Here is a 26,279-nt window from a genome sequence, read left to right as displayed (position 1 = left end):
ACTTACTAATTATGCCCGAATTACCAGAGGTAGAAACTGTTGTCCGCGGATTGAATAAATTCGCCCGCGGCAGGCGCATTACCGGCGTTAAAGTATCTCTTCCTAAAATAATAAACTTAAATCCGGCTCTTTTCAGGAAGCGGCTCTTAAACTCCCGCATTCTCTGCACCGAACGCCGCGCCAAGATAATAATGATTCATCTTTCGAACGGATATTCGCTCGGCGTCCACCTTAAAATGTCCGGTCGTCTGGTTTACACCAAAGGCAACTCCACCATCGAAAAGCATACACACGTGATTATGAATCTTGACAACGGATTTGACTTAAGATACTGGGATTTAAGGCAATTCGGATATGTGCGGCTATTTCCTACGGGTAAAATAAGCGAAGGCTTAAAGCTTGACCTACTTGGCCCGGAACCGCTGGAAAAATCGTTTACAATTAATAAGTTCACGGAACTATTAAAGACACGTCCTCACACCAGAATCAAGCCGCTCCTCATGGACCAGGGATTCATCGCCGGAATCGGCAATCTTTACGCAGATGAAATACTTTATTGCGCCCGGGTCCATCCTTTAAGGCGCGTAAATTCCTTGAAAGAGCCGGAAATAAAAGGTATATTCCGGGAGATAAAAAAGATTCTCCCCGAAGCAATCCGCAAGCGCGGTTCTTCGGTGGAATTATATGTCGGGGCGGACGGGAAACCGGGCGAATACCATAAATACCTGAAAGCCTATTCCCGGGAAGGCGCGCCATGTTCAAGGTGCCGGGCGAAAATAATCAGGATAAAAATAGGCCAGCGCAGCGCTTACTTCTGCCCAAAATGCCAAAGATAGATTAGGGGCTTGCCCCGTTAGAGATATAAGCATCAACTTTCCTATCTGGTTTCACGATATTATCTCTAATAGGGAATAATAGTCTCTTTAAGTTAAATTTAATATCTCTAACGGGGCGTAGCTCAGTTTGGCTAGAGCGCTTGGTTTGGGACCAAGAGGTCACTGGTTCGAATCCAGCCGCCCCGACCATTTATCTAAAAAATTATTTAACTTGCAGTTTGACGAGAGCGTCCCGATGTGACTTCGGGAAGGTCATCCCGATTCCAATCGGGACCGCCCCGACCATTTTCCCTTCTGTGTTCTCTGCCCTGCTCCGCTTTATTTCCCGATGCAATCGGGATTAATAGGGAGTCCCCACCGGCAGGTTTGGGATACCTCAGCGGTGAAATAAAACCTTGTCTTTTCTGCAATCTTAAGCTATAATCCTCCCATGTTAAAAATAGGCTCTGTAACCATCCCTTCAAAACACATCCTTGCACCGATATCAGGCGTAAGCGATACGTCTTTCCGACTGATTTGCCGCTCCTTCGGATGCAAATTCGCCTTTCTGGGAATGGTCAGCGCACGCGCCTTGGCTTATAATAACCGCACCACCCACAAAATGCTTTCCAGCCTGCCGGAAGATTCTCCCCTGGGTGTCCAGATACTGGGCTTCGAGCCGGAATACATAAAAATAGCCCTCGAAAAGATATTAAAATACCCGTTTGATATCATAGACCTAAACGCCGCCTGCCCCGCCCGGAAAGCCGTCCGGCGCGGAGAAGGCGCCACGCTCCTTAACGACCCTAAAAAGCTAAAAAGCATATTGAAAATTATCGTAGAAAGCACCAAGAAACCGGTCACCGTAAAGATACGCACCGGATTCAGCGACTCGATAAACGCCCTTGATATCGCGCGCCAGGCAGAGGATTCCGGAATCAAGGCGCTCTTTATCCACGGGCGCACCAGGGAACAGCAATACGCCGGAAGGGTGGATTACGATATCATCAGGAAAGTAAAACAAACTCTTAAGATTCCAGTCATTGCGAGCGGAGATGTCCTTTCCGCGACACTCGCAAAAAAGATGCTGGATGAAACCGGTTGCGACGGTCTCCTGATTGCCCGCGGCTCTTTCGGCAATCCCTGGATATTCAAGGAAATCGACGACTACCTCCGTGACGGCACCGTCCCGCAACGCCCTTGCCTTGAAGAAATCACTACTCTAATGATAAAACACTTTGAGCTGTGCATCAAAGAGCACGGTGAAGAATCCAGCGTCTATGTCTTCCGTAAATTCTTCCACTGGTATACCAAGGCAATCCGCAATGTCCAGCCGTTAAGGGTAAGAATATTCGAAGCCAAAACCCCTAAAGAGGTGCTTGATATCATAGAGGAACTGTGCTCCTCAGGCAGAAAAGTATTCGAACGCCCAGCCCTCTGCAATACCTAAACAACAGGATTTCCGCCGAAGGCGGATCCGCCTATGGCGGAAAGATATCATGTAATGATTTTCTTGCCTTAGCTCTGTTTATCGCTTAAAATCACTCTCAATATGGAAGGATTTTTTATTATCTTTCTCATCGTAGGTGCTATCGGGATTACTATCCTGGTATTCTACTTTGAAGCCAAACGCCGCAAGGAAATGATGTCGTTAGCCGAAGAACTCGGGCTGACTTACATGCAATCAACATACGGAAAAGACGGGACATACGGAGATATCAGCCTATTCACTATTGGAGACTCCAGAAGAGCCAATCATATTATCTCCGGTAACAAGGAAAATTGCTATGTGGATATCTTCTATTATAAATATATCACCGGTTCGGGGAAAAACCGGACCACGCACAGCAATTCCGTCTGCGTGCTTACCATAAAGGAAAAGTTTGATTATCTTTTTATCCGGACGGAAAACTTCCTGGATAAGTTTGCCGGGGCTATCGGATTTGACGATATAGATTTCGAGAGTAGGGAATTCAGCAGCCGGTTTTACGTCAAATCCAGCGATAAGAAATTCGCCTATGATATCATCCATCCGCAGATGATGGAATTCTTAATGAACTACGGCAAAACCCCGGCCATAGAAATAAAGAACAGCCACCTGGCTTTTTATATGCACAAAACCATAAAACCAGCTGAATACAGAAAGCTTTACGATTTTGCCATGGAGTTTTACAAGAAAACACCGCACTATGTATTGGAAGAAGGGAAATAGTCGTTAGTATATAGACATTAGTTGTTAGTTTTAGGGAGAATAAAATGGGTTACAGATTCGAGAAATTAATAGTCTGGCAAAAGTCAATGGAATTTTGCGTAAAGATTTATGATAAAACCAAGAACTTCCCGAAAGAGGAAATCTATGGAATTACATCCCAGTTAAGACGCGCGGCAACATCAATCCCGCTCAATATAGCGGAAGGCTCCGGATGTAAAACCAGGAAAGAATTTATCCAGTTTCTCTATATCGCTCTGCGCTCGCAATACGAGGTTGTTACTATAATAAAACTATCTCATAAACTCGATTATTTTAATGATAACGAAATCGAAATACTTGAGCATGAAATCGACGAAATAGGCAAATTGCTTCAAGGACTTATTAACTCGTTACAAAAATCTAACAACTGACCACTAACAACTAAAAACTGTAAAAGGAGCTGAATTATGCCCATACCTATCATTGCCCTAGGCGGTGTTTTCCTGGTTTTACTAATTATCCTGATTGCCATCTACAACAGCCTGGTCTCCCTCAAAAACCACATCAAGGAATCATGGGCGGATATCGATGTCCAGATGAAGCGGCGCTACGACCTTATCCCAAACCTGGTCGAAACCGTCAAGGGCTATGCTGCTCACGAGAAAGAAGTCTTTGAAAAAGTGACCGAGGCTCGTAACAAGGCGTTCGCCAACAACGGCCGTTACTCCAGCCAGTCCGTGGATGAGAATGCCATGATCGGGACCCTCAAAACGCTCTTTGCCGTCTCCGAAAGATACCCAGAGCTCAAGGCGAATGAAAACTTCCTGAAACTCCAGCAGGAGCTGGTGGATACCGAGGATAAAATTGCCGCGGCGAGGCGTTTCTTTAACGGGAATATCCGCGATTATAATAATAAAGTCCAGATGTTCCCTTCCAGCATCATTGCCGGTATGTTCGGATTCAAAGCAGAAGATTTCTTTGAAGTGGAAGACGATGCCGTCCGGAACGCTGTGAAAGTTAATATATAGCCACGGATTACACAGATAATGAAAAAAATAATTCGTGAAATCTGTGTAATCTGTGGTTAGAAACATGAATATAGAATTAACTAAAAAGCCAAGATTCCCGGGATTTCTGGTAAAGATTTTATGGATATCGCTTATCGCCTGCGTGATACTGCTCCTGGAAGCGATATTAAGACAGTCCATAGACCGCTTGCTTACACGCCTTGTCATGACCTTTATCGGGTTTGTCGCCGGGGCGTTCCTGGCCGGAATCCAGGTCAGCATCTCCAAAAGGCGTTCTTTCCTGCTTACTATCGGGATACTCGCCATTCTCGCTTCGCAGGTAAGCTTCTTCATGCTCGTCTGGACAAACTGGATGGTGCATACAATCGTCTGGCGTATCTGGTGGATTACGATGGTGCCTTCGGTTTTTACCACCCATCTTATCCTGATTGCTTCCTACTCAAAGGAAAAGCCGGGCATTATAGAAAAGCTCACTTCGTTATCCGTCATCTGGGCGGGGATTATGATACTTTCTCTTGGATTCAGGCGCGACGTCTTTGCCGAGCTAAATACCATATTCTTAAGCATCGCCTTAATCCCGGCAACCGGCACGGTCATCGGAAGCTCTTATTTATTATTCCACTGGATGTTAAACCGGGTGGGCAGCGAGAAAATCTCCAAGCGCGCCATGGTCGCCGGGATGTTCATGACCCATTTTATCGTGCTCCTTGCCGGATTTTATATCGGCAGAACCATTCCAAGAGAAACCGATACCCATCTTGATAACCTGATTAAGCAAACAGTCCAAAACACCAATGACGCATTATCAAGCGATATTTACGACGGGCAATCCGTTATCGCCACTTTCTTGGGAGACACCAAGCTCACCGACCGTGAACCTTTTATCTCCATGGAACAAATCGCTGAGCTGAAGACAAAATTAAAGCCCGGAGATATTTTGCTGGAAAGGCGCAACTGGTTTTTATCCAATCCGTTCCTGCCCGGTTTCTGGCCGCACGCGGCATTATATATCGGAACGATAGACGACCTCAAGCCTTTGGGCGGAACGGAAAACCCGGCTATCCAAAAGCACCTGGAGGCATACCTTAAAAAATCCGCTGACGGGCATACTTATACGATCATAGAGGCTCTGAGCGAAGGCGTGGTTTTGAATACCTTGGAGCACTCCATGCATGCGGATTATGTGGCGGTATTAAGGCCCAAAGCGACTAAAGAGGAAATCGGGTTAGCCATTACCAGGGCCTTTGAAAACCTGGGGAAACCCTATGACTTTAACTTTGATTTCGATGACCGCACCAAGCTGGTGTGCACTCAGGTGGTTTGGTTATCCTATGAAGGAATAATTGATTTCAAGACCAAGCGGGTGATGGGCAGGAACACCATGCCGGCAGTGGAGATTGCGCGGAAGTATGTAACGGAGAAAGACACCCCGGCAAAAGAGCTTGATTTTATTTTATTCCTGGATGCCAAGCCGGATGCGACTGGGGCGTATTTTGCCGGCGAGGAAGAATTCTGCAAGACCATTAACCGGCCGAGGGAATTACTGGAGAGGTAAATCATTGACTCTTTCCGCGGCACCTGCCTGATAAACTTAATTATATTGAAGTAGAAATCAATATACGAGCTTTAGCCACCCAAGCGCAAAGACGGGGATTCGTTTTACCGTCGCACCCCCTATTCCGGTTTTTCTACTCACCCCGAATGGGGGTAGGGAGGGGGGTATAGGGGAGGTGGGTAGAGGGGGTGGTGATACCCTGTAAGGAGGGCATAACTATTTTTGTTCCCCTTAAATAGAAATTCTATATACTCCCTTTTCGCGCTCGGCATACCCCGGATAGGGGTAGGCTAGGGGGGATGGGTAGCGGGGGGTATTTTCATCTGTCTGGGAGGGTGCGAAGTCTTTAGCCGTTCCAAAGTTTATTAGATTCATATTGATAGGGCTAAAACTGAATCGCTTTACTCCGGGCGGTGCTTCTCACTTGGACTTCGTCCCCGAGAATCGGGACTCCGTTCTACTACGCAAGGATAACGGGCCCTTTTACAAGGACGTTCCGCAGTTGTTCTTGGAAGTAAAGGTATCACAGGTGTAAGCCATCCCTGCATTTCGGCAGGGACGCCTGAATGATGGCAACAAGTAGAGGCGGGTGTAAAAGCGATGAGTTTTGGGGGGCGATTCCGAAAGGTATCGCCCCTTTTCATTTCATTAACCCACTCCCCCTATTACGTAACAGTTTTCTAAATATATTGACAATCCCCCGCCTCTTTATGTTTAATATATTCCGCATGAAGTATGCAATAAAGACCGAGCGGGATATTTACAAAGGAAGCCTCTTCTCCCTCCGCCAAGCAGTAATCTCTTATAACGGCAAATCTTTTAAGAGAGAGAACGTGGTCCATCCGGGCGCGGTGGTCATTATCACCCAAACCAACGACGGCAAAATCATCCTGGTAAAGCAGTTCCGCTATTCCGCCCGCCAGGAACTTTGGGAACTGCCCGCCGGGACGCTCGGCAAGGGAGAAAAGCCGCTTGACTGCGCCAAAAGGGAGCTTGCCGAGGAAACCGGATTTAAAGCCGAATCCTTCCGTAAATTATCCCGCTTTTATCCCTGCCCGGGATATTCTTCCGAAATACTCCATCTTTACCTGGCGAAAAAGCTCTCCCCAACCTATGCCGTGCCGGATGAAGACGAGAATATAAAAACCGGGATATTTTCCCGCGCCCAAATAGAGAATTTACTCAAAAAGGGTAAAATAGTTGACGCTAAAACCATTATAGGATTGATGTTATGGCTGAAAAAGTAGATTTGGCATTCGGCGAAATCGCCCTGAAAACCGGAAAGGTCAGCCAGGAAACACTGGATAAATGCATAGAAATACAGCATGGGCTTCCCAACTGGAAGCCACTGGGCGTGGTCATTATGGAACAGGGCTATTTAACGGAAGATGAGGTTTCAGATATCCTCAAAATACAGAAACGCAACATGGAGGCAATGTCCATCCAGCGGCGGCAGATGGGAGAGGATAATATCTTCGGTCGGATTGCGATAAAGCTCGGCTATGTGACACTCCCCCAGGTGGAAGAATGCTTAAGAGTCCAACTGGAACTTGCCAAAGATTATTTCCTGCGGCTTGGCGAAATAATGATAAAAAAAGGCTACTTAAATAAAACACAATTGGCCGAGGTAATTACCTACCAGGAAAAACGATTAATCACCTGTCCCCAATGCGAGACCAGATACAATATGATTCTTTTTAACGGCGGGGTAAAATTCCCGTGCTATAAATGCGAGAAGGAACTCACCATCCCGAGGGATTAAATTCACCACAGAGACACAGAGAACACTGAGGAAATTAATTCTATCTCTTCAAGTTTTATATAAATTCATTCTCCGTGAACTCTGTGCCTCTGTGGCAAAGTATTCTTCAAGACCGGTAGATATAGCACAAAGCGATTGCCAATGCATCCGAGGCATCCAATGGCTTGGGAGGGGTTTTCAGGCAGAATAAATGCTGGACCATGCGCTGGACCTGGCTTTTATCCGCCCGGCCGTTTCCGGTAACGGATTTCTTGATTTCAGCCGGGGTATATTCGTAAATCGCCAGCCCTTGCTTAGCGGCGGATAAAAGAATCACTCCGCGCGCCTCCCCCATTTTTATGGTCGCCCTGACATCGCGCGCGTAAAAGATATTCTCCACCACGACCGCATCGGGCTTCAATTGCTTATACAAGGCCTGCAGGCTGTCGTAGATTTCATTCAAGCGTTTGGGAAGCGCGAGAGTCCCGGAGACCTTAATGATGCCGTAATCTATAACAGTAGCTTTATTGCCGTTTCTTTCCACCAGACCATAGCCGACTACGCGTGTGCCCGGGTCAATTCCTAATATACGCATCTTATTTATGACTCCCCTCTATCAAGAGGGGGCAGGGGGTGTGTCAAACCAAAATCAATGGGTAAACACACCCCTAAATCCCCCGCTCCGCTTCGCTCTGCGGGACGATAGGGAGTCCCCCGACAACGTCGGGGGCGCCCTCTTATTAGAGGGGACTTAAGAACAGCATCACGTTATATTATCTTTGTAACTATCAAGCCTCCAGCATTTTATGCTGTATAGCGAAGATATTATTCAATCCTTTTTTCGCCAGGGTAAGCAGTTCGGTAAGTTCATTGTCGCTGAACGGCTTTTGCTCTGCTGTTCCTTGTATTTCCACGAGCCCGCCTTTTTCCGTCATGACCACGTTCATATCGACCTCGGCGCGGCTGTCTTCCTCGTAGCATAAATCCAGGAGTAATTCGCCTTTGACCTTGCCGACGCTGATTGCCGCGAGGTATGCCTTAATGGGATTTTTTACCAGGAGCCTTTGCTTGACCAAGCTTTGGAGCGCGTCATGAACCGCGATAAAGGCGCCGGTAATGCCGGCGGTGCGCGTGCCCCCATCCGCCTGGATGACATCGCAATCTATCCAGACTGTTTTATCGACAAGCAATTCCAAATCTATGACCGCGCGCATTGCCCGGCCGATAAGCCGCTGGATTTCGTGGGTTCTGCCGTCCACCCTTCCGAGCCTCGCTTCACGCGCCTTGCGCTGGGGAGTGGAAGCCGGGAGCATCCCGTATTCGGCGGTGACCCAGCCCTTGCCGGAATCTTTTAGGAAATCAGGCACTTTTAAATCGACCGAAGCGGTGCACAAGACCTTGGTATTGCCGAACTCTATGAAAGCCGAGCCCGCGGCGGATGAGATAAAATTACGGGTTATTTTAAGGGGCCTTAATTCGTCGAACTTCCTGTTATCTAAACGCATTAAATTCCTTTCTTTTCCGGGTTATTTCATCGTATAAAGCTTGTTGTAATATAATTCCAGCTGTTTATAAAAATCACTCTTTTTACGCTGGTCGGCATCTTCCCAGGCAGGGAATTTCCCCATAACCACTTTCATATCTGCTACGACCGAGGTATCGCCGATTTTAGCGAACATCTGGAAGATATTCAAAATAAGGTCTTTGTTATCAGTGGAATTAAGGACTTTTAATAACGGAGGAATGGCTGTTTTTTCCATGGCAACCAATGCCGACTGTGCCTGCTGGCGCATATTGATATCCGGGTCAGTCAGGTAAGGGATAAGCTGTTCGCAGGCGGCCGGAGCGAGTTTTTTACTGCCCAAAAGTTCTTTTGCCTTATCGCGCGGCGCGGTATCTTTATCATCCTTCAAAACCTTTATCAGATCGGGGATGGCATTTTCTTTTTTAAGGATTGCCATCGCTTCCACGGCAAAGGCGCGGTTCTTATCGCTTTTGTCATTGAACATCATCTCGCGAATCGGCTTTTCCGCGTCCTCAACGCCCATTTTCGCCAATGTCAGCGCGCAATTGCGCCTAGTGCAGGAATCCTTATTGTTTTTCATATGCTTGAAAAGGGCGTTAATGGCGTCTTCATCGTCTTTGTATTCCTTGACTATTTTTTTCATGACCGCATCCCGCGTGCCGGTGGTAACGGTGCTCCCCAAATCGCGTATGTCTTTTTCTATTTTCTCCAGTTTTGATTCGGAACAGCCGGCAACCAATAAAACCAAGGCAGCCATCGTCGACAATATCAGGCAGTTTTTCATGTTTTTTTCTCCTTTTCTTCGAGCTCCTCGATTATTTTGTTTAATTCGAGCTGTTTTTCAAGGTCCTCGTCGTATAAAAATAACAGCTTGGGGATATCTTTCAGTTTCATGGAATTCCCTATAAAATTCTGGATATAACCGCGCGCGTGGTTAAGGCAGTCAATCGATTCTTTCCTTTTAGCGGCATCTCCTATCACCGAGACATAAACCTTTGCGGATTTAAGGTCGGAAGCCGGAACCACCCTGGTAACGGTGACAAACCCGACCCGCGGATCAGCCAGTTCTTTAAGGATAATCAGGCTTATTTCCCTCTGGAATTCTTTTGCAGCTCTTTCTAATCTCCTGGTAAGCATAGTAAGTATACTCTTTAGTTAATTGGGAAAAAACCTGAAGGATACTGTTCCTGTCATCATATTGAACCTAAAGGCGGTTTTCAGCCGGGGTTAATCAGAGCTTACGGGATTTTTCCTCGATGCGGTAAGATTCTATGACATCGCCGACTTGAATATCATCAAAACCGGCAAGTTTTACACCGCATTCATAACCCTGGGCGACTTCGCGGACATCATCCTTAAAGCGTTTAAGGGAATCGATTTTACCCTCAAAAAGGATTTGCCCTCCCCTTTTGAGCCGCACCAGATTGGAACGTTCTATTTTACCATCCGCCACCATGCAGCCGGCAATCGTCCCGAAACGGGATATTTTAAAAAGGCTCCTGACTGTTAGATGTGCGGTCACGACCTCGACCTTTTCCGGCTTCAACATGCCTTCCAAAGCAAGTTTCATATCCTCTATAAGATGATATATTATATCGTAGGATTTAAGCTGGACTCCCCGGTCCTGCGCCAGGGCTTTATTTTTATCATCGGCTATTATATTAAACCCGACGACAATTGCATCCGAAGCATCCGCCAGCAGGATATCCGATTCCGTGATTCCGCCCACCCCGCTATGGATGACGCTTATTTTGACTTCATCATTTGAAAGAGTCGAAAGAAGATTGTTCAGGACTTCCAAAGAACCTTTCACATCCGTTTTAAGGATAATACGAAATTCCTTTGTCTTACCGGCTTCCAGCTGGCTGAAAAGGTTTTCCATAGTCAGGTGTTTGGCAGGAACCGCTTTGGAAAGCTTTCGCTCTTCCTGTATTTCTTCGGCTTTTTCCTTGGCTGTTTTAACATCTTCCATCGCATAGAGCTTGTCGCCGACCTCCGGCAAAGCTTCCAGTCCGGTTATTCCGACCGGCGTGGCCGGAGACGCTTCGGATATCTGGTTAAGCTTATCATCATAAAGCGAGCGTATTTTCCCGTAAGTGGCGCCGCAAAGCACGGCATCGCCTTTATGAAGCGTGCCGTTCTGAATAAGCACGGTTGCCCAGGGACCGTAGTTTTCGGTTAATCTGGATTCCAAAACCGTGCCGACCGCTTTCCTTTTGGGATTCGCTTTTAATTCGAGCATATCCGCCTGGAGCAACAACATTTCCAAAAGCTCTTTAACGCCCTGCCCGGTCACGGCGGAAACCTCGGCAAAAATGGTCTTGCCGCCCCATTCTTCTGAAATGAGCTCGGCCGAGGCAAGCTGCTGTTTCACCTTAATCAGGTTTGCTTCTTTTTTATCTATTTTATTTATGGCGACAATCACGGGCACCTTGGCGGCTTTAAGATGGCTTATCGCCTCTTCGGTCTGGGGCATGACGCCGTCATCGGCCGCCACAACCAGGACCGCGATATCCGTAACATTCGCGCCGCGGGCGCGCATATTGGTAAACGCCTCATGTCCCGGCGTATCAAGAAAAGTTATCTTGCGGTTATTGACCGTGGTCTGGTAAGCGCCCAGATGCTGGGTGATTTCTCCGGCTTCGTGCGCAGCCACATCAGCCGACCTGATTTTATCAAGCAACGTGGTTTTGCCGTGATCAACGTGCCCCATAATAACGACCACCGGAGGACGCGCAACCAGATTTTCCGCTTTTTCATCCTCTATCTTGACGACATCCTTAAAGACGTCTTTTTCTTTCCTTATTTCTATTTCGTAATTTAATTCCAGCCCGATTAAAATAAGCGCGTCTTCGCTAAGCGAATCGTTGACATTCAGCATTATTTTATGGTTCATCAATTTCCCGATAAGCTGGTTAGCCTTGACGCCTATTTTCTCCGAAATCTCCCGGACCGTAACGGGCAAGGATACGACTATCTTTCTTTCCGGAGTTTTCTTGACCGGCACAACTGGTTTTTTGATTGAAGGAAGAGCGGAGCCGGACTGGAAAACGGTTGTTTTGCCTTCCAGTATCGCCTGCTTAAAAGTGGATGATTTGGTGAAAAGTTTCAGCCGCCGTTTTTCTTTGCCGGTTTCCTCGATCTCTTTTTCCTCGAGCTCATGAGGCCTTAACGCCCGGACTTCTTTTTCCGTATGAGCCGGCTTATCAATCAAAGAAACAACGGTCTTTTTTGCTTCTTCTATTTCTTGTTTTGCCGCTATTTCGTTTTTTACGACCGGAGCCGGCGCTTCGGTTGTTTTTGCTTTGGTTTTGGGTTTCGCCCTGGGTTTCTTTTCTTTTTTAAGATGGGCTGTCTTCTCGACCGGTTTAGCCGAAGCTGTTTTTTTACCCAACACGGTGCGCAGCTTTGCCGCCGTTTCATCATCGACCGCGGAAACGGCGCTCTTTATTTTTATATTATTTTCCTTAGCCTGGGCAATCAAATCCTTGGAGCTCAAACCCAATTCTTTTGCCAATTCGGAAACTTTCATTTATTTTTTAGCCTTCTTTCTCTTCCACGGGCTTTTCCTTTGTTTCTTCAATCCCTTTAGGGGAATCATCGCTTTGAACGGGTGCTTCAGGAACGGGTTCTTCTGGTTTGGCTTCCGCCGCGGCTGGTCCTTCAGGAACAGCTTCTGCTTCTCCTTCTGGTTTTTCGCAAGAGGCTTCCGCCGGAACCTCGGTTGCGGAAGTATCGCCAATACCCACGACATCAATATCCCATCTGGCAAGTTTGCAGACGAGCCGGATATTCTGCCCTTTCTTGCCGATAGCCAGGGAAAGCTGGTCGGGTCTCACAAAAACGCTCGCCTTCCTGGTTTGCGGTACAACCTCGACCGCTTCCACCTCGGCCGGCTTCATGGCGTTTTTAATCATAAGTTCAGGGCTTTCTTCCCACTTAATGATATCTATTTTTTCCCCGTAGACTTCTTCCAGGATATTTTTAATCCGGCGGCCGCGCACTCCGACACAGGCGCCGACGGCATCAACCTTTGGATTGGACGAACTAACCGCCAGTTTCGTGCGGAAACCGGCTTCACGGACGATGCCTTTTATTTCAACGGTTTTGTCAGAAATCTCCGGGACTTCCAACTCAAAAAGGCGCCTGATAAAATCAGGATGGCTTCTGGTCAGGACAAGATAAACTTTTGAACCGTCTTTCTTGATATTCAAGACGAGCGCCTTAACCCGGTCACCCGCCCGGTAATTTTCGCCCGGGATTTGATCGTTCTTCATAAGAACGCCTTCAACCTTGCCGAAAGTCACGATTATATTGTTATGCTCAATCCTCTGAACGGTCCCGGTAATGATATTTCCCTGCTTATCAGCCATTTCCGTAAATATAATATCGCTTTCTGCTTCTTTTATTTTCTGGATAATAACCTGCTTGGCAGCCTGTGCGGCTACCCTACCGAGAAAAGCAGGATCAATCGGACCGTTCTCGTCCTTAGCAACAATATTGCCTTTTTTCCGGTCTATTGTTACTTCCAATTCTTTGGACTTGCGGCAATATTTACGCGCCGCGGACAACAAGGCAGACTCTATCCCTTGAAAAAGCACTTCTTTGTCAATGCCTTTATCACGATGAATGCTATCAACTAATCTCAATAATTCACCGTTCATATATCAAATCATCCTCAAATAATTATTGACGGGTATTTTATCTTAGATTACCACCTGTGTCAAGGCTTTTATAGGGTAAGATAGATATGCTGTTTAAAGGCAACGGGTTAAAAGCGCGTCTATAGAAACGAGACCGTTTTAAGCAGTTTTACGGACCATGACCGGCCAGACATTAATTTAACCTTCCAGTGCGGGATAATGACGGAATTCTGGTAAATCAATTCAAATCCGCCTTCGGATTGCGAAACGCTCTGCACCGGGAAATACCAGATGTCTGCCGGTTTATCAAAGCTAAACCCAATATCTATTTTCTGGTACCAATCCTTAATGCCAAAGAGTTTCTGCCTGGCTAACTCCCCAATCGAAACCAGACGGCCAATATCATCTTTTTCAGCCGAATAGTAAAACCTATCATGGGCATTGCCGGCAAGCATTGAAAGATTGAATTCCACCCCGAATACAACCTCAATATCTTCCTCGCCGCTATTGGTTATTTGATAGGCAATATCAAGCCCTATTTTGGGCGGATTAAGAAGGCTGATTAATTTAACCAATTTTACCGGGTATTCCTTGTCCGCTCTATTCAATTTTCCCTGGCAGGAAAAAGTGAGCTGTTTCTCTTTGCCCCGCTCCTCCCGCTGAGGCGGAATTCGAGGACACCCGATAACCCCGCTCCCCCCGCCGGGGCGGGGTTCGGGGGCACCCCGAATAATAGGGAGTTCCCGTATGGGGGTAGAGACCTTCGGCAGAATGGGGCCGGACGGCGTTTTTGCGGAGTAATCGGCATTTATAAAATTGCCTTCCTCGCAATAATGCGACTTGGAAACATCCTCCAGCTTGCAATCAAGGCTGAAGAAATGGTCCAGCAAGCTCATCCGCGGGTAGGCATCGTAATAAAGCAGATTTTCCAGCCCTTTTTCCTTGGAAATAACCAGGTCATGAATGGTTGTCGTCTGGCTAACCGCCTTTATGCTCTGGGCCTTCATAATCTTGTAATGATACGCCTCCTGACGCCTGGTCACGGTGGCCAGAGGATTAAATTCCTTTTCCACGATATCAAATTCGTACATCGCCCCTCCCTGATGAGGCTTGAAATAACAGCATAAATCCTTATTAAACATCTTGATTTCCGGATAACCGTCACAGTCAAAGTCTGCCTCTTTCAATTGTAAGTTATTAGTTGTTAGTTGCTTGTTATTAACATACTTCTCGGCTTTGATAAGATATTTATAAATGCTATGCCTCAGATGCGGCAGGTAAAATCCGCCGAAGACGCCATGCCAGTAAGGGCAATTACACTGCCCGTGGTAAAGCGCTTCGCGCGCTTTCCTGTAATCCGGTGATTTCTTATCCAATTCTCTTACTTCTTCGCTCACCTCGTACATTTTAGAATGCATCAGGTTTATTTCCGGATATTTGACTTTGAAATTGCGCCAGAAACCGCCCTTGATAAAACCGAATGATTTATCGTATAAGCCGCATTGTTTTATTTTCTCCATCAAATCATCGTAACCGACCAGTGTTTCCGCAGGCAAAGCCCATTCGGTCATTTCCCGGTAAGAACAATCCGGGAGATACACTTTTCCCCGCGGCTTGATTTTCTCTATGGCATCACTGAAGGTGATGAAATTTATCCAGTCGGCATTTTCCTTTAGCTCCCGGAAAAACCGTTCCAGCCATTTATTCTGGTAACAATGCTCATAGGTCGTGGGCCAGGAACCGAATTTCTCGCCGTCATCCGCGTAAACCACTATTTTATCGCCTTCTTCCGAAGCGGACTGTTTAAGGATTTCAATCGTGGCCGAGGGATCGCCGAAAGGAATGACATAACGCAACTTCTCCGAACCGGGGAAAATATTGACGAGACTGCCCGCCTCTTCGGTAAGGAAAAATCCGTCAAGCTTATGCTGGTTAATCCCTGCAGAACGGAAATGGAAATCATCCACAACCGTATACTTTAATCCGGCACCGGCAATATATTTCGCCAGGTACTGTTCCCAAACCCTTTCCGCAAGCCACATCCCTTGCGGTCTGGTGCCGAATAACTCTTTAAGGTAATCGGAAAAATAAGTTATCTGCCCGGTTTTATCCTCATCGGGAAGCATAGTTAGAATTGGGTCGCATGCCCCGCCGCCCATTATCTCCACCTGCCCGGATTTAACCATAGATTTGATATCCGTGATGAATTTTGGGTGCGTATTATCTATCCACTCTAAAAGAGAACCGCTGTAATGGAGCGACAGTTTTATTTCAGGGTATTGCTGAACCAGCTTGATAAACGGCTCGTATGCCTGGCGGTAATTAGCCTCAAAGACATCATCAAAATTACCAACCGGCTGGTGATTGTGCAAACAGAATATAAAATTAACTTTCTTTTTCATAATGCCAGCCACAGATTACACAGATCTATTAGGAATAGCACTTACACAAGAATATTGCTCCAGTACCGCAGGTACCAAAGAAGACAAGTTATATTTCTTTTGCAGATATTTAACAACATCTCCCTGATGTTTTCTATCGATATCACAATCAGCTATCATAATACCTTCCTCTGTGTCTTCCTCTGCATCCGGATCAAGAAGAGCATTAGACAAATTCTTATATAAATCTGACTGTCTAAACTTGTCTTTCCGAGAAGATAAAGTATTCACACAAAGTTGACACTGGTCACTGACTGAAAGAATAACGCCATCTAACGAATTTCTGTGCTTATAAAAAGCACTTTCATTAAAGTAGTAACAAATCATTGTTTCTTTACCAGTGCTAAAAAAAGTCCCTGTTCCAAATAATGTTGATTTAAACCGCTCGTAATGTAACTTCGGGTCTTGCCCCGCAGAATGGATCCATAAGATATGATAGGTTTTATTATCGCGGTCGTGGAATTTCATCTGCTTAACACCATCATCAACAATACCGGACAATGTATTTCTTGGCTCTATTGGAATAGATTTTTCAAGTATTTCTCCTCTCTCTAATACTTCTTTTTCTCTACCTGTTTCTTCAACATCATCACCTTTTATTTTCAATTCTATAGTATATGAATCATTATTGCTTTTAGCACTGAAATCAGGTGTTTTGCCATTTCCTTGTGACGGAATATCCCGCACATCTATTCCTAAGCCCTTTAGAAATTTCTTAACTTTCGGTTTAAAATCATCTTCTCTCATAATATTATCATTCTGACTCTGAAAACATCTTATTTAGTATTTTTCTCTGCATTCTTTGCGCCTTTGCGGTGAATCATAACCTGCGCGAAAAGTATTTACCGCGCAATCCCTCTAATCCTTTCTCTTTATAAATCTTACGCCATTTATAGACTGTTCGTTCCGGGATATCAAAATGTCCGGAAATCCTTTCGACCGTCCAGCCTTTAAGCGAATAAAATATCGTCTGTAGCCTGAGCCGGTAACGATAACCTCTTATCCTGATAGCCTTTTTTATCTCCGCCTCAAGACAGGATAGAGTTTGTCCAGGAACCCCCTGATTTAATCGCACCAAGACCATATCGCCAGCCCTTCAAATCCGTATCTTCATCCTATCAGGGCTATATCTCCATCCTTTCAGACCCATATCCGGGTTAGTTTGACCCCATATCTGCATTCTTAACACCCCCCAATTTAGTCCATTGCAACCCGTATCTTCGTCCGTTCAGGGTCATATCTCTATCCATTAAACTCCATATCTCTATCCGTTAGAGACCGCATCTCCATCCATTTGAGGTAGTATCTTAGTCCGTTTGGGGTCATACCCGAATTCGCGAGGGGTAGCGCCCGCAGAGGTATCCTCCCCCCTGTTTTGCTGATTCTTCATTACATTGCATAATAGGTTCATTATATTTGTTTTCGGGAAGTCCTACCCTGCCCTTTTTGTCCGCAATCTCATTTAATTAATTTTTAATTTCTCATCATATTGCGCCTGCCTAAAAGGCAGGGTTTGATTTACACACCCCCGCCAAAGGCGAGGCAACACTGTGCCCATGTGGGTCCTCGCCTACGGCGGCTACCCCTCTTCGTACCCGCCTGCCACCCGCCAGCCCGTGCCTGTCGGGCTTGGAACGAAGTGGCGGGCAGGGAGGGGATTTGGGGCTTAAAACAACCCCGGCGGCAAACCCATTCCGCCCGTGACCTTTTTCATTTCCTCGTTAGCCAGCTCCTTTGCTTTAACCATGCCTTCATTAACGGCCGCGGTAATAAGATCCTCCAGCATACTGACATCATCTTTATTTACCACTTCCGGGTTTATTTTAATCGCTAAGAGTTCCTGCTGCCCGTTCACATTAACCGTGACCATTCCGCCGCCGGAAGAAGCTTCGACCACGCGTTCTTTAAGCTCCTCCTGGATTTTTCCCATCTGCTTTTGCATTTCCTGTGCCTGTTTCATCATTTTCCCTAAATTCATTCCTCCCATTCCAGGTATCATTTTCCCCTCCTATCTTTTATCAAGCCAAAATCATTATTCAGTTTTAATAACCCGCGCGCTGAATTCTTCCTGTATCTTCCGGATAATCGGATTATTCAGCAAATCATTCGCCAGTGTCTGATTCGCCTGGTCTGATGATGTCTTTTCGTTCTCATTTAAAATAGCATTCTCCTCGGGCGGCACCACAGGAGTATCCAACTCTTTTAACTGGTTAACCTGGTCTTCCTTCAACATTATCATGGTCACGGGCAGGTTAAGACCGGTAACTTTATTAAAATATTCACCAACCACTTTTTTATTTTCCGTTTTATCAAACATCTGGCGATGGAAACTGCACTGCGGAGGGAAACCGATGACTATTTCCTGATTATCCGCTTTGATAAACCGGGCGACTTTCAAATAAGCGTGCACCTTCAGGTTTGCCTTTTTTATTTCCTCCATAACATTACCCCACAACCCGCTAATTTCATCCGGATTGACGGCATGGGCATCCTGTTTTGGATCTTCTTTTAAAACCGCATTGGAAACTTCGTCAATTTTATGTTTATCCGCATCCGGTTTTTGCACTGGATTAGCCTTTGGCGCAATTCTATCGGCAGACTGATGCGCCGGTTTAACATTCTCGGGAACTACGGTAAGGTTGCATGATTGCTCGGTATGTATTCCCTGATGAGACATTTTTAAAAGCGTAAATTCTATCATAACCCTCACGTTGGATGTCTCCCTCAAACGCCATCTGATATCGGATAAAGCCTGTATATAATCCAAAAGTGTCGCCACGCTGAAAAGGACGGCTTGTTTCTCGTATAATTCCTTATCCTTGATGATTTCATGCTCAACCAAAGAAGAATCTTTCGGGTTGACTTTGACAAGGACGAGCTTCCAAAGATGTTCCACTATTTGATTGATAAAAACCGACATGTCCTTGCCCTGGCTAAACGTATTATCCACGATTGTGATTATCTTATTAAGGTCTTTTTCATAGATTGCGTTAAAGATATCGAGCATCTCGCCAAGCGAAACCGTACCGAGAAGTGACTCCATATCGCCAGCGGAAACTTTTCCTCCGCCGAACGAAATCAACTGGTCAAGAACGCTTTCGGCATCGCGCATCGAACCGTTAGCCATTTGGGCAATCATCACCAGCGAGTTTTTGTCACAAGGAGCTTTTTCCTTAAGGCATATTTTTCCCAGATGTTCATAGATATCCTTCGGGGCGATACGCCGGAAATTAAATCTCTGACAACGCGAAATAATCGTTTCCGGAAGTTTATGCGGTTCGGTCGTGGCGAAAATAAACTTGACATGAGGAGGAGGTTCTTCTATGGTTTTAAGAAGGGCATTAAAAGCGCTTTTGGAAAGCTGATGAGCCTCGTCCATAATATAGATCTTATACCTGCCCCTTAATGGGACATAACCGACCCCTTCCTGCAAAACACGAACATCGTCAATCTTGGTTTGGGAAGCCGCATCAATTTCAATAACATCAGGGTCATTGCCTTCGGAAATATCCTTACAAGAAGCGCATTTATTGCAAGGGTTAATGGCCGGCCCGGCTTTGCAATTAAGTGCCTTAGCCAAGATTCTCGCCATCGAAGTCTTGCCGACCCCGCGCTCGCCGGCGAAGATGTAGGCATGAGAAACCTTGTTTTCCTTTATCGCATTCTGTAAAGTAGTGGCCACTGCGGACTGCCCGACCACTTCTTCAAAAGTCTGAGGGCGATAACGTCTTGCAATAACTGTATAACTCATAGAATCAACCTATAACTTAATTAAAAATGGCCGCGCAACCCTTTTTTGTTTCGATCACGGATAACCTTTAAGCGCAGTTAGCTCCAGTCAGGTGAACCTACGGCACATGGGACAAAACAGTTACCGTTGCTTCCTTCCGGATCTGGCGGGGTTAGTGTCCGTCCTATTGCATAGGACCCGGCCTTCATCGCCACTTACGAATAAAGAATTACCCGCAATGCAAACCGCAAAAGAGTATTCAGCCCTGCTGCAGCGGATTGCAGGTACAGGGCACCGCTAACGCCCCGCTTAGCGCGGCCAATTTCTATAACAATAAAGAACTAACTCTATCCCCGCAACAGGCGCAGGGAACTGGCTACTACTAGCAAACAACTCAGCTGGTGTAAAACCGCGCCTAGTGTTATCCCTGAATGGTCGTGCACGGCAAACCCGATTAATGTTATCATCCCGATATTATACGCGATGGAAAACACGAAATTCTGTATTATCGTATTCCAAACGCGGCGGCTCAATTTTATGGCCACCGGCACCATGGATAAATCATCTCTCATCAGGCTGACATCCGCCGCTTCAATCGCCACTTCCGAGCCGATTGTCCCCATGGCAATCCCGACATCAGCCGCCGCCAAAGACGGCGCATCGTTTATCCCATCGCCGATCATTCCAGTTTTCACGCCGGATTGTTTTATCTCTTTTAGCTTGGCGATTTTATCCTCAGGCATCAAATCGCTGTACCATTCATCAATCCCTGCCTGTTTGGCAATGTATTCCGCGGTGCGCGCGTTATCGCCGGTCAGGAGCGCAATCCGCTTGACGCCGGCCTTCCGGATATTTTTTATAATCGCTTCGGCGTCGCTCCTCAATGTATCGGCCACGGCAACCAACCCGGCCAAGACGCCTTTTATCGATACCATTAAAACAGTTTTCCCTGTTTTTTCCAGTGCTTCCATCATTTTCTCTGTTTCAGGACTGACGGAAATATTCCTGGATTTCATCAAAGCCCGGTTGCCCACCGCGACCTCGTCGGACATCTTAGCCGTTACGCCCATGCCTTTGTGGACTTCGAACATAACCGGGTCGGGGATATCCATTTTTTTCTCATTCGCGTAATTAAGCACCGCTTTTGCAATCGGATGCTCGGAACGTTTCTCGGCGATTGCGGCATGGTAAATTATATCTTTTTCGGAATGATTATTCAACGTCTTTATATCGGTCACTTTAATCTTGCCTTCGGTCAGGGTTCCGGTCTTATCCATTAAAAGCGTGTGAAGATGGCCGAATGTTTCCAGATATTGCCCGCCTTTAATCAGGATGCCCTTCTTGGCGGCATTCCCTAATCCGGCGACAACCGCGGTCGGCGCGGCCAGGACCATTGCGCACGGGCAGGCCGCCACAAAAACGGTTATCACTTTAAAAATCCTTTCGGACGGGTCGCTCATCAAAAAAATAACCAGCGCGATTAAAAACACCACCGGTATAAAATAACGGGCAAACCGGTCGGCTAATCTCTGTATCGGTGATTTCTCCATCTCCGCCTGCAAAACCAATCTCTTTATATGCGCCAGCTTAGTTCCTTCTCCGACCTGGCTCACCTTTATCTCAAAAGCATTGCCTTCATTAAGGGTTCCCGCGTAGACTTTATCGCCCACTGCTTTGGAGGCGGGAATCGCTTCCCCGGTAAGCATCGACTGATTAACCAGCCCTTCTCCCTGTGCAATAATCCCGTCAACCGGAATGCGGCCACCCGGTTTTATGATCACGATATCATCTATATGAACATCTTCCACGGCGACTTCTTCTTCTTTGTCTCCGCGCTTGACCAGGGCATTACTCGGCGCCAGTTGCATCAACTTGGCGATTGCCTGATGCGTCTTCCTGACGGCAACATGTTCTAAGGTTTCCCCGACTAACATGATAAGAATTACCATGGCGGCTTCCGTGTAAGCACCTACCGCGACGGCCGCAATCGAAGCAATGCTGATAAGGACGCTCACGCCTAAATCCGGTATTAATAATACCCGCACCGCTTCTATAAAAACCGAATATCCGCCGGCAATGACAGCAACCATCGCCGTGATTTTAGAAGCCAAAGGGTTGCTATGCATAAATGCCCAGGAAGCAATAACCAAAAGCCCGGTAACAACCATTTGAATAAAGAACTTTCGTTCCTGCCAGAAAGTCTTGCTTTTAGCCCAAACGGATTCCCTTACCTTATAGCCCGGCTTGGCAACCGCCTTTTTTATCTGGTCCATATCCACCCGTTGCGGGTCATACTGGACGGCTACCTCCGAACTGGCAAAGTTAACAGAGGCTTTAACCACGCCGGACAGATGCTCGATTGACCGCTCGATATTAGCCGCGCAAGACGGGCAATGCATCCCTTCCACCGACATGGTGATATTTGTTATTTTAGTTTCTTCCATTCTATAACAGCCTTTCAAAATTATGCTTATCGCAAATAGTTTATTATATATACCAGAAATCGTTTAATCAAGATTATTTTGACAGAAGAGTCACTTTAAAATTATAATAGCCCTTTAAATGAAAGAACCCAATCACGAATACTATATAAAGGAATGCCTGAAAGAGGCGCAGAAAGCGCTGGAAAAAGATGAGGTGCCGGTCGGCGCGGTAATCGTCCATAAAGGGAGAATTATCGGAAGGGCTTATAACCAGAAGGAAACACTTAAAGATCCAACGGCTCATGCAGAAATGATTGCGGTTACCCAGGCGGCAAGCTTCTTGGATAACTGGCGGCTGGAGGGAGCCGATATATATGTAACCATGGAACCATGTTTAATGTGCGCGGCCGCCCTGGTTCAGGCCCGTGTAAAAAGAATTATTTACGGGACGGACGACCCCAAAGCCGGAGGATGCGGCTCGATATTTAACATTGTTTCGGATAAGAGGTTAAATCACCGGATTGAAGTGATTTCCAACATCCTTAAGGAAGAATGCCAGGATATTTTAAAAGAGTTCTTTCGAAAGAAGCGAATAAAGGGATCAGTGAATTAGTGAATTAACTTTATCAACAACCTCTAATTAACTTATATTAAAAGCGCCCGTAGCTCAACTGGATAGAGTGCCTGACTACGAATCAGAAGGCTGTGTGTTCGAATCACACCGGGCGCGTTTTATTAAAGTTTAAGAGTTTAACGGTTCAAAAGTTTAAATGATTATCTCTTAAACCCTTGAACCATGGAACATTTGAACTTTTCTTCGGGAGAGGTACCGAAGTGGTCATAACGGGCCCGCCTCGAAAGCGGGTTGCCCCGGTAATCGGGGCGCGTGGGTTCGAATCCCACCCTCTCCGATGACTAAAGTTTCAGGTTAAACGTTATAAGTTACAAGTTTAATAACCTGAAACCTCTAACCTGAAACTTGTAACTTTAAATTTTGGAGAGGTGCCGGAGCGGTTGAACGGGCATGCCTGGAGAGCATGTGTGGGGGCAACTCCACCGTGGGTTCGAATCCCACCCTCTCCGTTCTTTGAGTTTCAGGTTAAAAGTTATAAGTTACAAATTTAATGACTTGAAACTTCTAACTTGAAACATGTAACATAGAAGGAGCTTAATTATGAGAACACCTGCCATTATCGGAAACTGGAAAATGTTTACCAATCTAAAACAAGCCACCGAACTGGTTACTTTCCTAAAAACGAACCTCTCCAAAATAACTGATATAGAAATCGGCGTCTGCCCGCCTTTTCCCTACCTGGCTCCCGTAAAAGCAATGATTGACAGCACGAACATCAAGCTCGGCGCCCAGAACTGCTACTGGAAAGACGAAGGTGCTTTTACCGGAGAAGTATCCCCTGCCATGCTTAAAGATATCGGATGCGACTACATCATTATAGGCCATTCCGAACGCCGCCATCAAATGGGCGAAACAGACACCATGATTAACAATAAAATCAAAGCCGCTCTTAAAACCGGCTTAACCGCTATCTTCTGCGTCGGAGAACTCTTAGAAGAACGGCAGGAAGGAAAAACAGAAAGCGTTATCAGGCGTCAACTGGAAGAAGGACTTGACGGAATCATTCAAGACAATATACAGAAAGTCATCATCGCTTATGAACCGGTCTGGGCAATCGGAACGGGCAAAACAGCCACCCCTCAGCAAGCCCAGGAAATGCATTCTTTCATCCGTAAATTTATCACTTCAATATTTAATGAAATTGTTGCCAAAAACATCCGGATTTTGTATGGTGGCAGTGTGAAAGCGGAAAATATTGCAGAAATATCCGCCCAGCCTGATGTGGACGGAGCGCTGGTTGGCAGCGCCAGTTTAAAATCTGATTCTTTCAGCCAGATCATCCTTAATTATAAAAACAAAGCTAAATAAGGAGATATCACATGAAAATACCGTACCTGACAAAGCAGGAAATAAAAGCCATAGACAAACTAAAAGCATCCTACGGCGGAGACAAAAAAATAGCCAAGACCATGGAAGAAAAACGCGATTATAAATTCAGGAAAGCCATGGCGGAAAAGCAGGGTTTTGTGAATTATCTTAATGACGCCGAAAGGTTCGCCGGTAAAATGCCCAAGGCAAGCGACTATCTTAAAGAACACAAACTTAAAGTCACCAAGAAAGCCGTGGCCACTTCCCAGGTTTCGGCGTGGCAGGGATGCCGGATTACCCATAATTGCTTTAAACGCGCCGTGGAAAAAGGCGATGTCTTTATGCCGAATGAAATGATTTCCGTGATGCCCTTGACGGATGACTATGTTTACGGAGGCGATTTACTGGCAACGCTCGCCATGTGCGAGAACATAATGGGCGCCAAATTCTGCTCATCGAGTCTCTTGGGCACTCCTCTGCCGGAATACCGCTTTAACCGCATTCAAAAAGTCACCGGAGCCAAGTTGGAAACAATCGATGCCGGAAGCGGCGTGAAACAATTGCTCATGGCTAATATGGGAACGCCCTTTGGAAACCTCTGCGGCGTGGAAGTCGCCAACGATAACCACCTGGTATATCTCGATAGCATCACCAGGACCGCTTTGGAAACCGGCTCCAATTTCTTCCTTAACCCCAGTTGGGCAACCATTGCCGCCGCATCATATTATTGCCAGGATATCCCGTCTATTTCCTTCAAGATATCATGTTTTCTCGGACTCCATAACCTTATCCAATTCCGTGTCTTGCTAAACCTGCTTAAAGAATACCAGCGCAAAGACGGCACCTGCGTAATACGCGAAATAAACCTCGGCAATGCTATTAATGCGGAAAAGTTTATCGTCTGCAAGAATCTATTAAAAGCATCCAAAATCAAGGGAATATCCCTGACGGCACATATTATCATCAATACTGATTTAGGCCGCAAGGATTACGACTGGTTTGATAATGCCGTGAAAGTCCTGAGCAAGGGATATGACATGACCTTTAAATACGAAAGCGACGGCTCATGCTGCTCGGACGACACCATTATGGCTTATTTCCTGCCCAAGGAAGACAGGGAATCAAAAGCAGAAGTGCTGGGCGATGTCCTCTATAAAAAAGTCCTGAAATGTGATGAGCACATGAAAAGACTCCTTGAACTGGGCTATAAAGTAAAATTTGCTGATATTTCAGAATAAATAATCCGTAAGCAAGAAACCCGTTTAACATCTTGAGAAGTTGCGTCTAAGGAGGGAGTTTTCTTACTTATAAAAAGGAGGTAATAACCATGGAACCGAAAAACCAAACGCAACATCTGGAAGAAAGGTTGAAGCTTCTGGAAAGCATCCTGGATGATTCCCGTGATATCATCGTAGTCGGGGATGAGCACGGGAAAGCCATCGAATTTAATAAAGGCGCAGAAATCTTCTTGGGATACTCGCGGGACGAAGTCCTGGGAAAACCTATCAGTATGTTTTATTTCAACCCGCCGGATCGCAAACAGGTAGAATCCGCGCTTAAAGAAAAAGGATCGTTGGTTGATTATAATATCAGGCTTAAAACTAAAGAAGGCAAGATGTTTCATGCCAGTACAACCTTAAGCTACCTCAGGGACGATAGCAACCATATTGTCGGGACTATCGGAATCGCCAAGAACATCGGCGAACGTAAGAGACAAGAAAAGAGAAATTCTATTAGGATGTTCGTAAACCTGTCCATCCTAATCTTAGTAACCGGCCTTGCCATCGCCGGCACCTATCTGGGCACCACTTACCTGGGCTCTAATCCTCTGGTTGACCACCTAAAAAAAGAGAACACCCGGCTAAGCCAGGAAATCGAAAAAGCAAATGGAGAACTATCCAAGCTTGGAAAACTAGAAAAAGAAATAGCCCTTGCAAAAAGCCACTCGGACGATGAATGCTCCAAAATAAAAGAGGAAATGGCACTCATAAAAGCCCAATTGAGCCAGAAAGAAAAATGTCTGGATGAAATAAACAATTGCCGCTTTTATATTCCACAATCCGTGGTCGGTAAAAATATCGTCGTCCTCAAAAAGGAATTGCCTTTTACCCGTATGCTATCGGCGCTTTACTGGGCAGGCACCTTGAAGGAAATAAAAAACGATTGCATTATCATACAGACAATCGAAACCAATGAGCCGATCGAAATCCCCTTAAAAGAAATCTGGGGTTATAAAGTGGAGTAA

Annotated in this window: 24 protein-coding genes, 4 tRNA genes and 1 other RNA gene; 16 read left to right on the top strand and 13 right to left on the bottom strand. The window is 46.0% G+C overall.

All coding sequences use genetic code 11. The features are described 5' to 3' along the window. The first annotated feature begins 11 nt into the window (after positions 1-11). The 9 genes from mutM to HY811_03530 all read left to right on the top strand — a co-directional run bounded on the left by mutM (position 12) and on the right by HY811_03530 (position 7,351). Positions 12-836 (top strand): DNA-formamidopyrimidine glycosylase, encoded by an 825-nt coding sequence (gene mutM / locus HY811_03570; protein MBI4833884.1) that lies wholly within the window; start codon positions 12-14, stop codon positions 834-836. A 111-nt stretch (positions 837-947) separates the two neighbouring features. Then, positions 948-1,025: transfer RNA gene (locus tag HY811_03565), tRNA-Pro, on the top strand. A gap of 241 nt (positions 1,026-1,266) precedes the next feature. After that, on the top strand, positions 1,267-2,265 hold the full coding sequence (gene dusB / locus HY811_03560; protein ID MBI4833883.1) for a tRNA dihydrouridine synthase DusB: 999 nt from the start codon (positions 1,267-1,269) through the stop codon (positions 2,263-2,265). A 102-nt stretch (positions 2,266-2,367) separates the two neighbouring features. Next, a complete protein-coding gene (locus tag HY811_03555) occupies positions 2,368-3,027 on the top strand; it encodes a hypothetical protein (protein MBI4833882.1) in 660 nt (219 codons plus the stop codon). Between the two features lie 44 nt (positions 3,028-3,071). After that, positions 3,072-3,437, top strand: coding sequence for a four helix bundle protein (locus tag HY811_03550; protein MBI4833881.1), 366 nt, complete (start codon positions 3,072-3,074; stop codon positions 3,435-3,437). 36 nt (positions 3,438-3,473) lie between these two features. Next, positions 3,474-4,034 (top strand): LemA family protein, encoded by a 561-nt coding sequence (locus tag HY811_03545; protein MBI4833880.1) that lies wholly within the window; start codon positions 3,474-3,476, stop codon positions 4,032-4,034. 64 nt (positions 4,035-4,098) lie between these two features. Further along, on the top strand, positions 4,099-5,589 hold the full coding sequence (locus HY811_03540; GenBank protein ID MBI4833879.1) for a hypothetical protein: 1,491 nt from the start codon (positions 4,099-4,101) through the stop codon (positions 5,587-5,589). 728 nt (positions 5,590-6,317) lie between these two features. Next, positions 6,318-6,836, top strand: a complete 519-nt coding sequence (locus HY811_03535; protein ID MBI4833878.1) for an NUDIX hydrolase — start codon at positions 6,318-6,320, stop codon at positions 6,834-6,836. Then, entirely contained in the window at positions 6,821-7,351 is a 531-nt protein-coding gene (locus tag HY811_03530; GenBank protein ID MBI4833877.1) for a hypothetical protein, read from the top strand. Before HY811_03535 ends, HY811_03530 begins: the two co-directional genes overlap by 16 nt. 106 nt (positions 7,352-7,457) lie before the next feature. On the opposite strand, the gene ruvC is transcribed toward HY811_03530, so the two are convergent. The 13 genes from ruvC to HY811_03465 form a co-directional block, all read right to left on the bottom strand. Further along, entirely contained in the window at positions 7,458-7,925 is a 468-nt protein-coding gene (ruvC, locus tag HY811_03525; GenBank protein MBI4833876.1) for a crossover junction endodeoxyribonuclease RuvC, read from the bottom strand. A 193-nt stretch (positions 7,926-8,118) separates the two neighbouring features. Next, positions 8,119-8,835 (bottom strand): ribonuclease PH, encoded by a 717-nt coding sequence (gene rph, locus HY811_03520; GenBank protein ID MBI4833875.1) that lies wholly within the window; start codon positions 8,833-8,835, stop codon positions 8,119-8,121. Positions 8,836-8,856: 21 nt separating this feature from the next. After that, positions 8,857-9,639, bottom strand: a complete 783-nt coding sequence (locus tag HY811_03515; GenBank protein MBI4833874.1) for a HEAT repeat domain-containing protein — start codon at positions 9,637-9,639, stop codon at positions 8,857-8,859. After that, positions 9,636-9,992 carry a 30S ribosome-binding factor RbfA gene (gene rbfA, locus HY811_03510; GenBank protein ID MBI4833873.1) on the bottom strand — a complete coding sequence of 119 codons (357 nt, stop codon included), beginning with the start codon at positions 9,990-9,992 and terminating at the stop codon, positions 9,636-9,638. The genes HY811_03515 and rbfA overlap by 4 nt, the downstream gene beginning before the upstream one ends. Positions 9,993-10,086: 94 nt before the next feature. Beyond that, positions 10,087-12,387, bottom strand: coding sequence for a translation initiation factor IF-2 (gene infB / locus HY811_03505; GenBank protein ID MBI4833872.1), 2,301 nt, complete (start codon positions 12,385-12,387; stop codon positions 10,087-10,089). 7 nt (positions 12,388-12,394) lie between these two features. Beyond that, positions 12,395-13,519 (bottom strand): transcription termination factor NusA, encoded by a 1,125-nt coding sequence (gene nusA / locus HY811_03500; protein ID MBI4833871.1) that lies wholly within the window; start codon positions 13,517-13,519, stop codon positions 12,395-12,397. Positions 13,520-13,638: 119 nt separating this feature from the next. Further along, positions 13,639-15,900, bottom strand: a complete 2,262-nt coding sequence (locus HY811_03495) for a DUF1926 domain-containing protein (GenBank protein ID MBI4833870.1) — start codon at positions 15,898-15,900, stop codon at positions 13,639-13,641. A 15-nt stretch (positions 15,901-15,915) separates the two neighbouring features. Continuing rightward, a complete protein-coding gene (locus tag HY811_03490) occupies positions 15,916-16,686 on the bottom strand; it encodes a hypothetical protein (GenBank protein MBI4833869.1) in 771 nt (256 codons plus the stop codon). Positions 16,687-16,759: 73 nt separating this feature from the next. Then, entirely contained in the window at positions 16,760-17,023 is a 264-nt protein-coding gene (locus tag HY811_03485) for a helix-turn-helix domain-containing protein (protein ID MBI4833868.1), read from the bottom strand. A gap of 582 nt (positions 17,024-17,605) precedes the next feature. Continuing rightward, positions 17,606-17,926, bottom strand: coding sequence for a YbaB/EbfC family nucleoid-associated protein (locus HY811_03480; GenBank protein ID MBI4833867.1), 321 nt, complete (start codon positions 17,924-17,926; stop codon positions 17,606-17,608). 45 nt (positions 17,927-17,971) lie between these two features. Continuing rightward, the gene (dnaX, locus tag HY811_03475) at positions 17,972-19,690 is read right to left on the bottom strand and encodes a DNA polymerase III subunit gamma/tau (GenBank protein ID MBI4833866.1); all 1,719 of its coding nucleotides are present in this window, start codon (positions 19,688-19,690) and stop codon (positions 17,972-17,974) included. 30 nt (positions 19,691-19,720) lie between these two features. After that, positions 19,721-19,987: signal recognition particle sRNA large type (ffs, locus tag HY811_03470), an RNA gene on the bottom strand. A 29-nt stretch (positions 19,988-20,016) separates the two neighbouring features. Next, positions 20,017-22,113 (bottom strand): cation-translocating P-type ATPase, encoded by a 2,097-nt coding sequence (locus HY811_03465; protein ID MBI4833865.1) that lies wholly within the window; start codon positions 22,111-22,113, stop codon positions 20,017-20,019. Between the two features lie 118 nt (positions 22,114-22,231). Here HY811_03465 and HY811_03460 point away from each other — a divergent pair, with 118 nt between their 5' ends. The 7 genes from HY811_03460 to HY811_03430 all read left to right on the top strand — a co-directional run bounded on the left by HY811_03460 (position 22,232) and on the right by HY811_03430 (position 26,279). Next, positions 22,232-22,705 carry a nucleoside deaminase gene (locus HY811_03460; GenBank protein ID MBI4833864.1) on the top strand — a complete coding sequence of 158 codons (474 nt, stop codon included), beginning with the start codon at positions 22,232-22,234 and terminating at the stop codon, positions 22,703-22,705. A 43-nt stretch (positions 22,706-22,748) separates the two neighbouring features. Continuing rightward, positions 22,749-22,822, top strand: a tRNA-Arg gene (locus HY811_03455). Positions 22,823-22,912: 90 nt separating this feature from the next. After that, positions 22,913-23,003, top strand: a tRNA-Ser gene (locus tag HY811_03450). A gap of 85 nt (positions 23,004-23,088) precedes the next feature. Further along, a tRNA-Ser gene (locus HY811_03445) sits at positions 23,089-23,175 on the top strand. Positions 23,176-23,266: 91 nt separating this feature from the next. Then, complete coding sequence (locus HY811_03440; GenBank protein ID MBI4833863.1) at positions 23,267-24,034, top strand: triose-phosphate isomerase; 768 nt, start codon at positions 23,267-23,269, stop codon at positions 24,032-24,034. An 11-nt stretch (positions 24,035-24,045) separates the two neighbouring features. Then, positions 24,046-25,272 (top strand): hypothetical protein, encoded by a 1,227-nt coding sequence (locus HY811_03435; protein ID MBI4833862.1) that lies wholly within the window; start codon positions 24,046-24,048, stop codon positions 25,270-25,272. Between the two features lie 89 nt (positions 25,273-25,361). Continuing rightward, positions 25,362-26,279 carry a PAS domain S-box protein gene (locus HY811_03430; protein MBI4833861.1) on the top strand — a complete coding sequence of 306 codons (918 nt, stop codon included), beginning with the start codon at positions 25,362-25,364 and terminating at the stop codon, positions 26,277-26,279.

Source organism: Planctomycetota bacterium, assembly GCA_016207825.1.
Lineage (GTDB): Bacteria > Planctomycetota > MHYJ01 > JACQXL01 > JACQZI01 > JACQZI01.
Note: the sequence above shows the minus strand (reverse complement) of the source record. Positions and strands in the feature narration are given on the sequence as shown.